Genomic DNA, 11,388 nt, shown 5'->3' with positions numbered 1-11,388 from the left:
AATGTCCAGCCAGGCAGGAAGTATTTTTACACCTTGTTGTTTTAATTGATTCCATTCAGGTTTGATAGTGCCAAAAACTCAATAAAAAACCCGATGGAAAAATGATATCAACACTAAACTAATGCAAATTGTTGTGTTCGATGTTGTTTTTGCTGCTTTTTCAACCCTTTTGCATCTAACAGTTCAATATTAGCTTCTTTGGCAAAAATCCAAGCTTGGCTAGTAAACCCGGCATAACTCACAACCACTCCACTTTTGAAATCAGCTGACAACATTTGTTGAAACAAAGCTCTTATCTGGGTTATGTCAACTGATTTATCGTTGCGATGCAAATAAACAAGCTTTTCATCCTGACTGCTTTGTAAGCATTTAAACTCTGAACTAACACGAGATGAATGAAATAGCTTACCCTGTTGCTGCAAAAAATGTTCAGCATTTTTAATAAACTCCTGTTGCCGGTCTTTTGGTGTCAACATCTCGGATAAGGGTGCGCGTAAGCCAAAAAACTTTCTCTGATCATCCAACTCAAAAAATGCCATGACGTTGAATATTAGTGCAACAATGAACATTAAAACAAAAGTCCAAAGTACAAACGCTGACCAGAAGGCTGAAAGCACCCAGCTGTTATTACTTAACAGTAACGAGTGTTCTGCAAACAGTAAATAGACAGAACCAGCGATAATTCCCAGAGCGGTGCTCACAGATGAAATCAATAACCATTTATTTTTCATAACATCCTCAATACGCAATGCCGTTTGCTTGAGAATGATTATTCAGGATTAACGATTTTTTTCTTAATAAGAAGCTGATAAATGCGTTATAAAAGCCAGGGTAGTATTTTTTTTGTTCAGCTACAGTGTGCTAAAGCGTCAATTGCAGATTTAAATTTGAAATCGAAATTATATTGGTTAATAAATCGATCGGCCAATACCCGGCGACGAATACCGCTATCTGCTATAAACGATACCTGAGTATTAAGCAATGACGTTGCTTGCTGGTAAAAACGTTGCCGGGTTACCATTAGCGGGCTGCAAAGATTAAACACCCCAGATGCCATTTTGTCTGAGCCTAAAATGTGCTCCAACGCCAATATAACATCATTTGCGTGTACCATATTTACCGCAGCATTTGGCTCCGAGAGTGTTTTACCAGCAACAAACCGCCCAGGATGACGGTCCAACCCCATTAAACCAGAGAGCCTAAGCGTTATACAAACCGGCTGTTTAAAAAGCGCTCGCTCCCCCTCAGCCAACAAACGTACTCGGGGCAGAGCCAAATTCACCTCGCAGGTTTCATCCACTTCACCGGCCAAACCTTGATAAATGCCAGTTGAACTTAAGTGCACGACACCAATACTCCTGGCGTTATCCATTAACAATGCCAGATTCTGCAGTGCGCTGACGTATTGATTATCTTTATGTTGACGCCCCGGAGGGACAGCGCATATCACCAGAGCATCCGCGAAAACATCCGCAAGGTGACCGTTTAAGGAAACTGGTTGATTTAAATCAAGAACCACCCCAGTTAACTGCTCAGGTAAGTGAGTTAATGCATCATGTGCCCGACGAGTGACATAAAGTTGATGCCCATTCGCTGCTAGTTTTGCGGCAATCTGCTGACCAAGCCAGCCATAACCAACAATAACAACTTTCACGCTGTCAGTTCCTTGTGCGGCAACACCGCATAGCGACCACTAAACTCTGCAGCCAATGTACCTGCTGTGTAAATCTGAACCCTGATTTGTTGTATCACTTTTCGCCCGTCGCCCAAGGCTTCTAAACTGCCCAAACAATTCTGCAGCACACAACAGGCTTCAGGTTCTGCCGTTACCGGTTTAAAATACTTGATGCTGCCATCTGCCAACACTTGATTGCCCTGCAATCCCAACGCCCGCAGCTGTAAATACAACATCCCCCAACCCGTTAGGGTGGCTAAGGTATAAATACTACCCGCAAACATGGTTTGGTGCAGATTGATATTTGGCGCAAGCGGTGCCTGACAGCGCAATGCATTACCATCAAACTCTTTTATATTCAGCTGCATAAATACACTGAGTGGAATAGTTTCTTGCCAGGTTTTACTCAGTTCTTCACACCATTGTTGGTGCTGCTTTGCGCTCGTGCTTAGCCTAATTTTTTTCGCCATTTGCACATGCGGAATGCCAAACAAGCTAGCCGCATCCGCAACGCTGTGATAGCCATAGCGCAAATAAAAAGCGATGGCTGTATCTCGCGCATTTAAAGAAACATTAGCACAGCCCCATGCAACGGCTTGTGCTTCCAGAGCAGCGAGTATTCGGCTTCCTGCTCCTTTGCCCTGATACTCATGCGCTACAGCCATATAACGTACCTGTGCGGTCGTTTTATCTAGCTGATGTAAACGTCCTGCAGCCGCAATATCGCCTGCAGGATTAACAAGCATTAAATGGTAAGCAAACGAGTCCAATTCATCGCGTTCCGAGCCTTCAGGCTGATTCCAGGGCGCCCGCAGTATTTGCCAGCGTAGTTGATAATAGCGATGCCATTCTTGCTCACTTACTGGTGAGCGCACGTGCCAGTGGCGCATATTTTACTCCGACACTTAACTTTGCAATAAAAAGGTAACAGGGCCGTCGTTAATCAGGCTTACCTGCATGTCAGCGCCGAATTGTCCTGTGGCAACCTCTACACCAACAGCGCGGCAGCGCTCAACAAATTGCTGATAATATTGCTGTGCAACATCAGGTTGTGCCGCCGGCGTAAAGCTGGGCCGCAGTCCCGATTGCGTATCGGCTGCCAAAGTAAATTGTGATACAACTAGCAAACTCCCACCTGCCTGTTGCACGTTTAAGTTCATTTTGCCGTCAGCGTCAGAGAAAACCCGGTAATGGCAGACTTTATGTACTAATTTGCTAATATCAGCATCATTGTCTTTTGCCTCAACGCCAAGCAGTACTAATAATCCTGGGCCAATTTCGCCAACTGTGCAGCCAGCAACATTGACCGATGCCTGCTTTACTCGTTGTATTAATGCTTTCATATTATTGTGTTTTCACTTTGTTAAAAGCGCCGCTTCGAATTACAAATCATTACTATCCTGCTCATCAGGCATGCGCTCCCCCCCCGTCGCGGCTAATTGTTGCAGCAGCGCCGTGAGCTCTGCACCCAACAGCACCACTATCCAGGATAAATATATCCACACGAACAAAATCGGCACCAGCGCCAGTGCGCCGTATATAGTGTCATAAGAGGGGAAATGAGTCACATAAAGTGCAAACCCCCGTTTTGACAGCTCAAACAACACCGTAGCCAAAAACGCGCCCGCCAGTGCATGCTTAGTTTGAACTTTGATATTCGGCACCACCAAATACAAGATATAAAATGCCAGCAACGACATGAGATAAGGTACTACGCCAAGCAACACGGTAGACAGGCCTGGGGTGTAGTCATCAGCAAAACGGGTTAGCCCAATCAGATACGAACTTAACGCGATGGAAGAGCCAAATAAAATAGGACCAAGCGTTAAAATCATCCAATAAATGGAGAATGAAATTATTGGACGCGGTCTTTTAGTGACACGCCAGATTTTATTCAGCGTTTTATCAATATTATGAATAAGCAGCAAGGCAACAAATACTAACGCCAAAATGCCTACTGTGGTCATCCCACCGGTATTGCCGATAAACTGGCTAATATAAGCTTGGATCTCATCACCTCGTGACGGGATAACATTAGCGTACACAAAAGATTCAATACTTTGACGATACTCATTAAATATCGGGAAAGCGCGTAACATCGAAAACATTACCGCAATGAATGGCACCAGAGACAACAACGAGATATAGGCTAAATAACCTGCGATCATGCTAACTTGATCCTGTTGGCACCGCTGAACATAGCACTGAAAAAAACGTTTAAGGTTTGCGAGGATTGCTTGCCACTCAGGGCGCATAACATTTCCTTTATATACAATAACAACTTGAGGATACAAGAAAAGCTGTAGCGCAACCAGCATATGCCGCTGCCAATAAATCGTTTCAATAAAAAAACCGGCAATTTGCCGGCTTTTTTATGCTTATACGATATTAAACGCCGCGGCTGGCACGCTTACGATCATTTTCAGTTAAATGACGCTTACGAATACGGATAGATTTAGGTGTAACTTCTACCAATTCGTCGTCATCAATAAACTCTAGTGCCTGCTCCAGCGCGTAGCGGATTGGTGGAACTAAGTTTATTGCTTCGTCAGTACCTGAGGCACGAACGTTAGTTAATTGCTTACCTTTTAGACAGTTAACCGTAAGGTCGTTACTGCGGCTATGAATACCAATAATCTGGCCTTCGTACACTTCTTCCGCATGACCGATGAACATGCGCCCCCGTTCTTGCAGTGAGAAAATGGCATAACCTGCCGCTTTACCCATAGCGTTTGAAATCATCACGCCGTTCATACGCTGGCCAATTGTACCGCCCTTGTGCGGGCCGTAATGATCGAAGCTATGATACATCAAGCCTGTACCTGAGGTGATAGTCATAAACTCGGTACGGAAACCAATTAAACCACGGCTAGGCATTAAGAAATCCATCCGGATCCGGCCTTTACCGTCTGGCTGCATGTTAGTCATTTCAGCCTTACGCTCGCCCATGCGCTCCATGATAGAACCCTGGTTTTGCTCTTCACAGTCAATGGTAACGTTTTCCATTGGTTCCATTTTCGCGCCATCAACCACTTTCATGATTACTTCAGGACGCGATACCGCTAATTCGAAGCCTTCACGACGCATGTTTTCAATTAATACGCCCAAGTGTAGTTCACCACGACCAGATACTTTAAATTTATCGCCGTCATCAGTTTCCTCAACGCGTAAAGCAACGTTGTGTTTTAATTCGTTGTTCAAACGCTCTAAAATCTGGCGTGACGTAACAAACTTACCCTCTTTACCTGCAAATGGAGAAGTATTAACCTGGAAGGTCATTGTTACTGTTGGCTCATCAACCTGTAATGCAGGCAATGCTTCAACTTTGGTTGTAGCACAAATGGTGTCAGATATTTTCAGCTCACCTAAACCAGTGAACGCGACAATGTCACCCGCGCTGGCTTCATCAGTTTCAACACGCTCTAAACCAAGGTAGCCAAAAACCTGACCAACTTTACCGTTACGCTTAGAACCATCAGCACCAACAATAGTAACCTGCTGGTTTGGCTTTAGCGCGCCACGTTTGATTCGGCCGATACCGATAATACCCAGGTAGCTAGAGTAATCCAGCTGAGACACTTGCAACTGCGTTTCACCGTTAAGCTCAACTGCAGGTGGCGCAACGTGATCAACAATCGCCTGAAATAACTCAGTGATGTCTGTTTTTGGCTCGTTGTAATCTAACGTTGCCCAGCCATTTAACGCTGAAGCGTAAACAATTGGGAAATCTAACTGCTCGTCAGTGGCACCTAAGTTGTCGAAAAGATCAAATACTTGATCGATAACCCAATCCGGGCGAGCACCAGGACGGTCAATTTTGTTAACAACAACGATTGGCTTTAAACCGTGCGCGAACGCTTTTTGCGTTACAAAACGCGTTTGTGGCATTGGGCCGTCAACAGCGTCAACCAGCAATAATACCGAGTCAGCCATTGATAATACACGCTCAACTTCACCGCCGAAATCGGCGTGGCCTGGTGTATCCAGAATATTAATGTGGTAACCGTTCCAGCGCACCGAAGTATTCTTCGCAAGGATAGTTATACCGCGCTCAGATTCCTGTGCGTTCGAGTCCATCACACGCTCTTGTAACTTCGCGCGGGCGTCGAAGGTGCCAGACTGCTGCAGCAGTTTGTCAACCAAAGTGGTTTTACCATGGTCAACGTGCGCAATAATGGCAACGTTGCGCAGCTTGTCTAAATTTGTCGCAGTAACGCTCATGTAAACTATCCTCTGTGGCACTAGATGACCGTAATGACCACCAGGCAAAACTAACTCAAACTTAAGGGCGCATATTCTACTCTGTTTTTACATGGAAAGAAAAACAGCAACTGCACTTTCGGCAATTTTTTTTATCTAAAGGGAAAACAACATCTACACTTACACCTGCCAGTGGTGCACCACAAAGCGGCAATAGCGCACCATTTTGGTGCTTGAGGATGTTTTAATAAGTAAGCAACTTTAAATATGTCGTTGAATATCAATAATTTAAATGTTTGGCATGTATCTGGCATTTATTAGGGCAATACCGCTATATAAGTTCAAAACAGATTAATTGGAGGAATGCATGTCTGCATCATCTGTACTGAGTTTAATGAAAGAAAATGAAGTTAAATTTGTAGATTTACGCTTTACCGACACAAAAGGTAAAGAGCAGCACGTTACTGTTCCTGCGAATCAAATAAATGAAGACTTCTTTGAAGACGGCAAAATGTTTGATGGCTCTTCTATTACTGGTTGGAAAGGTATTAACGATTCAGACATGATCCTGATGCCAGATGCATCAACCGCTATTTTGGATCCGTTCTTTGAAGAAACTACTTTAAACATTACCTGTGACGTTATTGAACCCAGCACAATGCAAGGCTACGACCGTGACCCACGATCTATTGCAAAGCGTGCAGAAGAATATTTGAAATCTACTGGTATCGCCGACACTGTGCTATTTGGCCCAGAACCAGAGTTTTTTATGTTTGACGACATTCGCTTTGAAACAACAATGTCAGGTTCATTCTTCAAAATTAACTCTACTGAAGCGGCCTGGAACTCAGGTACTAGTTATGAAGATGGCAATAAAGGCCATCGTCCAAGCGTGAAAGGCGGATACTTTCCGCTGCCTCCGGTAGACTCAGGCCACGACATCCGCAGCGCGATGTGTATGGTACTGGAGGAGATGGGCCAAACTGTTGAAGCGCATCACCATGAAGTAGCAACAGCAGGTCAGAATGAAATTGCAACTAAGTTTAATAGCTTAACTAAAAAAGCAGATGAAGTTCAGCAGCTTAAATACGTTATTCACAACGTGGCACACTTGTACGGTAAGACAGTTACGTTTATGCCAAAACCACTTGTAGGTGATAACGGTTCAGGTATGCACTGTCACCAATCATTGGCAAAAGATGGCGTCAACCTGTTTGCCGGTGATAAGTATGCAGGTTTGTCAGAAATAGCGCTTTACTATATTGGCGGTATTATTAAGCATGCAAAAGCCATTAACGCTTTCACTAACCCCTCAACGAATTCATACAAACGTTTAGTGCCTCATTTTGAAGCACCGGTAATGTTGGCTTATTCAGCACGTAACCGTTCTGCATCTATCCGTATTCCTTTAGTGCCAAGTGCTAAAGCGCGTCGTATTGAATGCCGCTTCCCTGATCCTGCAGCTAACCCTTACCTGGCGTTTACTGCCCAGTTGATGGCCGGTTTGGACGGGATCCAAAACAAGATCCATCCAGGCGACGCCATGGATAAAGATTTGTACGACTTACCAGCGGAAGAAGCTGCAAACATTCCTCAAGTATCTACTTCGTTGGATGAAGCACTTAATGAGCTGGATAAACACCGTGCAATATTTACTAAAGGTGGCGTAATGTCTGATGCGATGATTGATGCATATATTGACATTAAACGCGCTGAAGCACGTCGAGTGGCAGTAGCTGTTCATCCATTAGAATTCGAATTGTACTACAGCGTATAAGCATTAATTATTGATAAAAGCTCACTAAGGTGAGCTTTTTTTTTGTAGAAAATTAACGCAAACCAAGCTAGAGTATAATTATGGAATAACAATAATAAAATAACGCGTAAACGGATAAGTGCATGAATAAAGTATTGTTTATTTTAATATTTTTACTAGCTATACCTTGTGCTCAGGCGCAAGAAGCAAAAAAAGTATTTGTTACCAGGGATGCTAACGGTGTTATGGTTTTTTCTGATAGCCCACAGGCTGGCGCTGAAGAAGTCTCTTTATCAAGTCGTGCAAACGTCATGGCTTCTACCGATGCAACACTACCTGGAAAAAAACAACCAGTAAAAGAGCCATTCACTGTTGAAATTGCTCAACCAGAAGAACAAGCAACCGTGCGAGATAATACGGGTTCAGTTTACGTAACGGGTAAAATTAGCCCAATGTTTGAACGTGGTTTGCGTGTACGCTTGCTTGTTGATGGTGTCGCCCAGGCTGAGCCACAAAGCAATGCTGTTTTTATTCTGCGGGATGTCGAGCGAGGCGAGCATAAACTTCAAATGGAGCTTTTTGATCAAAACGGCAAGCTTATTGCATCAAGTCCTGTAACGACCTTCTATTTGCATAGAACCTCGGTAATCTCACCAAATTAGTGCGTATGCCATGCAATTCAGCCTAAACTGAATTACACTGCTCACCATGCGCACCAACTTGGTGCAAAAGGTGAGACAGTGACGCAACCTCCAATTGAAACAGCGCAATTATATGCGCATATTACAGAACAACTAACCACAGCAATTATGCTGTTGGATACTCAACTACGTATTCGTTATTTTAATACGGCTTGTTGCGCCGTGTTGAGTTTGGGTGAAAAACGGCTTTCAGAACAATACTTCCCCGAGCTGTTTCAGCATATCGATATAACGGCGGCACATTTTCACAGCGCACTAAACAGTAAACAGGGTTTTGGTGTCAGCGACGTACAAGCTGTGCTTGCAGATGGTCGGCATTTATTACTCGATATTTCAGTTACCATTAGTGAAAATCCTTCTGAGCACCTGTTACTTGAAATACGCCATGTCGACCAGCAGCGTAAAATTAGTTTAGAAAGCCTGCAACAACATCAGCATCTGGCTGCGCGAGAACTCATTCGAGGGCTGGCTCATGAAATAAAAAATCCACTCGGTGGCCTGCGCGGTGCTGCACAATTATTGGAAGAGTCTTTACCTGACGATTTAAAGGAATACACCCAGCTAATCATTGCTCAGGCAGATCGATTGAGAAATTTAGTCGACCGTTTACTTGGCCCCTATAAACCTGCACAACGTGTCAGTAGTAATTTACATCAAATGATTGAGCAGGTACGCCAACTTGCATTAATGGATAATCACGGTTTAGTGCAGTTTAACCGTGACTACGACCCCAGTATTCCTGACTTTCCGTTTGATCCCGAGTTGCTCCAGCAAGCGTTGCTTAACATCGTGCGTAACGCACAACATGCTTTAGAGCAGACAGAACACGCAGTCATTAGCTTGCAAAGCCGCGTTTTACATCAGCACACCTTGCATGGCAAACGCTATAAGTTGGTGGCTTTAGTCCGTGTTATCGACAATGGCCCTGGCATTCCTAATGAGATTAAAGATACCTTATTTTACCCTATGGTGAGTGGCAAAGCCGGCGGTACCGGCCTGGGATTATCGATTGCACAAACACTGATTCATCAACACGGTGGCTGGATAGACTGTGACAGTTGGCCAGGCCACACCGAATTTACGTTATATCTGCCCATCGCAGACACTGAGGATTGAACTAATGAGTCATACAGTTTGGATTATCGATGATGACAATTCTATCCGCTGGGTTCTGGAAAAAGCACTGGCAAGAGCGGATATTTTATGTGAGAGCTATGCGTCAGCGGATTTAATGTTACAACGACTGGAATATGATCAACCGGCGGTAGTAGTTTCCGATATTCGTATGCCAGGTACTGATGGCATGGCATTACTCACCAAGTTACAGCAACTAGCACCTGAACTTCCTGTCATTATAATGACAGCACATTCGGATTTGGATAGTGCAGTTAATGCGTTTAAACGCGGAGCTTTCGAATACCTGCCTAAACCCTTTGATGTCAACGATGCGGTTGCTATTATCAGCCGCGCGCTGGAACATGCACAAGCCCGCCAGCCAAAACAAAAAGCCATTGCGCCTACACTATCGCCAGAAATTATTGGCGAAGCTCCTGCAATGCAAGAAGTGTTTCGGGCTATTGGCCGCTTAGCTCGCTCAAGTATCAGCGTGTTAATCAATGGTCAGTCAGGTACAGGTAAAGAACTGGTTGCCGGCGCCCTACACAAACATAGCCCGCGTGCAGAGCTTCCTTTTATTGCACTAAACATGGCTGCAATACCTAAAGATTTAATTGAGTCGGAGTTATTCGGCCATGAAAAGGGTGCCTTTACTGGTGCAAATAACTTGCGCAAAGGTCGTTTTGAGCAAGCTGATGGCGGCACTTTGTTTTTGGATGAAATTGGCGACATGCCATTAGATGTGCAAACACGTTTGTTACGCGTGTTAGCAGACGGACAATTTTATCGCGTAGGTGGACATCAGGCGATTGGCGTTGATGTTCGTATTATCGCCGCTACGCACCAAAATTTAGAACAACTGGTCAGTGAAGGTAAGTTTCGCGAGGACTTATTTCACCGTCTCAATGTGATTAGGGTGCATTTACCACAGTTAAAAGAGCGCAAGCAAGATATTGCTAAACTCGCACAACATTTTCTGCTTCAGGCCGCCAAAGAGCTAAATGTTGAAGCCAAAACCTTAACAAAAGAAGCAGAGCAGTTTTTAAGCCAACTTGATTGGCCCGGAAATGTTAGGCAGTTGGAAAATACCTGTCGCTGGCTTACGGTTATGGCAAGCGGTAAACACATTCTGGTTACAGACCTTCCTCCTGAGCTTACTGCTCCACCGAAATCCACGCCCATGCCAGCTAACGGCCGTGCCGGTAGCTGGCAAGATTTGCTGGCGTTATGGGTCAGCCATAAACTCAACACTGGCGAAGAAAACATCTTAGCTGAGGCTGGTCCTGAGTTTGAACGAACTGTGCTGGAACAAGCATTGAAGTTTACGCATGGCCATAAGCAAGAAGCCGCGAAACGGTTAGGCTGGGGCCGAAATACACTCACTCGTAAACTCAAAGAGCTGGACATAGAATAGCGGGCTAGGCCCGCTATTTGGCGACTAAGAAGTTTCGTGTTGCCGCTGAGTTTTATTCTGCCTGCGTATCTGCTTTTGTTTTAGTTGCTCTCGCTGTTCCTCTGTTAACAGCTGTACTATCTGATGTTGCAGTTTAAATGTCTCCAGACGCCTTTCAACGTGCTGCTGCTGTTGTTGTTGCAACAGCTCACGCATAGCAGCCTCGTCATACTGCTCTTCAAGTAATAAACGTTGAAGTGCCTGATGAGCTGCGAGTTCTTGCTGCTGTGGCTTAACCTCCTGACGATGCTGTTGCAGCAATTGTTTAATTTGTTCACGCTGGCTATCTGTCAGTTCTACCCCTGACAACATATGCTTTAACGAAACGTGCGGTTGGGCATCATGCCGCCCGCCTTTATGCTCGTGCGCCAAAGCCGCACCCGACAACGTCGTGGCAACAATCAAACTTACTGCACAAATTAACTTAGATACTTTCATAGGATACTCCCTCTGTTTAGACAACTTAAGGATAAAAGATCAATTGCAA

Annotated in this window: 11 protein-coding genes; 4 read left to right on the top strand and 7 right to left on the bottom strand. The window is 44.6% G+C overall.

The genetic code is table 11. The features are described from left to right. Window positions 1–113 precede the first annotated feature (113 nt). From ORJ00_RS16480 to typA, 6 genes are all read right to left on the bottom strand, one after another. Window positions 114–731: a restriction endonuclease gene (locus ORJ00_RS16480; RefSeq protein ID WP_027670284.1), complete on the bottom strand. Its 618-nt coding sequence runs from the start codon at window positions 729–731 to the stop codon at window positions 114–116. A gap of 116 nt (window positions 732–847) precedes the next feature. Continuing rightward, window positions 848–1,654, bottom strand: a complete 807-nt coding sequence (locus ORJ00_RS16475) for an NAD-dependent epimerase/dehydratase family protein (RefSeq protein WP_306140373.1) — start codon at window positions 1,652–1,654, stop codon at window positions 848–850. After that, on the bottom strand, window positions 1,651–2,565 hold the full coding sequence (locus tag ORJ00_RS16470; protein ID WP_306140372.1) for a bifunctional GNAT family N-acetyltransferase/hotdog fold thioesterase: 915 nt from the start codon (window positions 2,563–2,565) through the stop codon (window positions 1,651–1,653). The genes ORJ00_RS16475 and ORJ00_RS16470 overlap by 4 nt, the downstream gene beginning before the upstream one ends. A gap of 15 nt (window positions 2,566–2,580) precedes the next feature. Beyond that, a complete protein-coding gene (dtd, locus tag ORJ00_RS16465; RefSeq protein ID WP_306138012.1) occupies window positions 2,581–3,018 on the bottom strand; it encodes a D-aminoacyl-tRNA deacylase in 438 nt (145 codons plus the stop codon). 39 nt (window positions 3,019–3,057) lie between these two features. Then, window positions 3,058–3,930, bottom strand: a complete 873-nt coding sequence (locus ORJ00_RS16460; RefSeq protein ID WP_051219746.1) for a virulence factor BrkB family protein — start codon at window positions 3,928–3,930, stop codon at window positions 3,058–3,060. Between the two features lie 133 nt (window positions 3,931–4,063). Then, window positions 4,064–5,896, bottom strand: a complete 1,833-nt coding sequence (typA, locus tag ORJ00_RS16455) for a translational GTPase TypA (RefSeq protein WP_027670281.1) — start codon at window positions 5,894–5,896, stop codon at window positions 4,064–4,066. A gap of 346 nt (window positions 5,897–6,242) precedes the next feature. On the opposite strand from typA, the gene glnA reads away from it, so the two are divergent. The 4 genes from glnA to glnG all read left to right on the top strand — a co-directional run bounded on the left by glnA (window position 6,243) and on the right by glnG (window position 10,862). Then, window positions 6,243–7,652, top strand: coding sequence for a glutamate--ammonia ligase (glnA, locus tag ORJ00_RS16450; RefSeq protein WP_027670280.1), 1,410 nt, complete (start codon window positions 6,243–6,245; stop codon window positions 7,650–7,652). 122 nt (window positions 7,653–7,774) lie between these two features. Further along, complete coding sequence (locus tag ORJ00_RS16445) at window positions 7,775–8,293, top strand: DUF4124 domain-containing protein (protein WP_306140371.1); 519 nt, start codon at window positions 7,775–7,777, stop codon at window positions 8,291–8,293. Between the two features lie 78 nt (window positions 8,294–8,371). Next, a complete protein-coding gene (gene glnL, locus ORJ00_RS16440) occupies window positions 8,372–9,448 on the top strand; it encodes a nitrogen regulation protein NR(II) (RefSeq protein WP_306140370.1) in 1,077 nt (358 codons plus the stop codon). Window positions 9,449–9,452: 4 nt separating this feature from the next. Further along, window positions 9,453–10,862: a nitrogen regulation protein NR(I) gene (gene glnG / locus ORJ00_RS16435; protein WP_027670277.1), complete on the top strand. Its 1,410-nt coding sequence runs from the start codon at window positions 9,453–9,455 to the stop codon at window positions 10,860–10,862. Between the two features lie 24 nt (window positions 10,863–10,886). Here the strand turns inward: glnG and ORJ00_RS16430 are convergent, their stop codons facing one another. Then, window positions 10,887–11,339 carry a Spy/CpxP family protein refolding chaperone gene (locus ORJ00_RS16430; protein WP_306140369.1) on the bottom strand — a complete coding sequence of 151 codons (453 nt, stop codon included), beginning with the start codon at window positions 11,337–11,339 and terminating at the stop codon, window positions 10,887–10,889. Window positions 11,340–11,388 lie beyond the last annotated feature (49 nt).

This window comes from Rheinheimera baltica (assembly GCF_030731985.1).
Lineage (GTDB): Bacteria > Pseudomonadota > Gammaproteobacteria > Enterobacterales > Alteromonadaceae > Alishewanella > Alishewanella baltica.
The sequence above is the reverse complement of the archived record's forward strand: the minus strand, read 5'-3'. Positions and strand labels throughout refer to the sequence as shown.

Bases quoted from the DNA above. Each gene is read 5' to 3' on its own strand.
- ORJ00_RS16430 (WP_306140369.1), bottom strand. From the start codon at position 11,339: ATGAAAGTATCTAAGTTAATTTGTGCAGTAAGTTTGATTGTTGCCACG.
- ORJ00_RS16470 (WP_306140372.1), bottom strand. From the start codon at position 2,565: ATGCGCCACTGGCACGTGCGCTCACCAGTAAGTGAGCAAGAATGGCAT.
- ORJ00_RS16480 (WP_027670284.1), bottom strand. From the start codon at position 731: ATGAAAAATAAATGGTTATTGATTTCATCTGTGAGCACCGCTCTGGGA.
- glnG (WP_027670277.1), top strand. From the start codon at position 9,453: ATGAGTCATACAGTTTGGATTATCGATGATGACAATTCTATCCGCTGG.
- ORJ00_RS16460 (WP_051219746.1), bottom strand. From the start codon at position 3,930: ATGCGCCCTGAGTGGCAAGCAATCCTCGCAAACCTTAAACGTTTTTTT.
- dtd (WP_306138012.1), bottom strand. From the start codon at position 3,018: ATGAAAGCATTAATACAACGAGTAAAGCAGGCATCGGTCAATGTTGCT.
- glnA (WP_027670280.1), top strand. From the start codon at position 6,243: ATGTCTGCATCATCTGTACTGAGTTTAATGAAAGAAAATGAAGTTAAA.
- typA (WP_027670281.1), bottom strand. From the start codon at position 5,896: ATGAGCGTTACTGCGACAAATTTAGACAAGCTGCGCAACGTTGCCATT.
- ORJ00_RS16445 (WP_306140371.1), top strand. From the start codon at position 7,775: ATGAATAAAGTATTGTTTATTTTAATATTTTTACTAGCTATACCTTGT.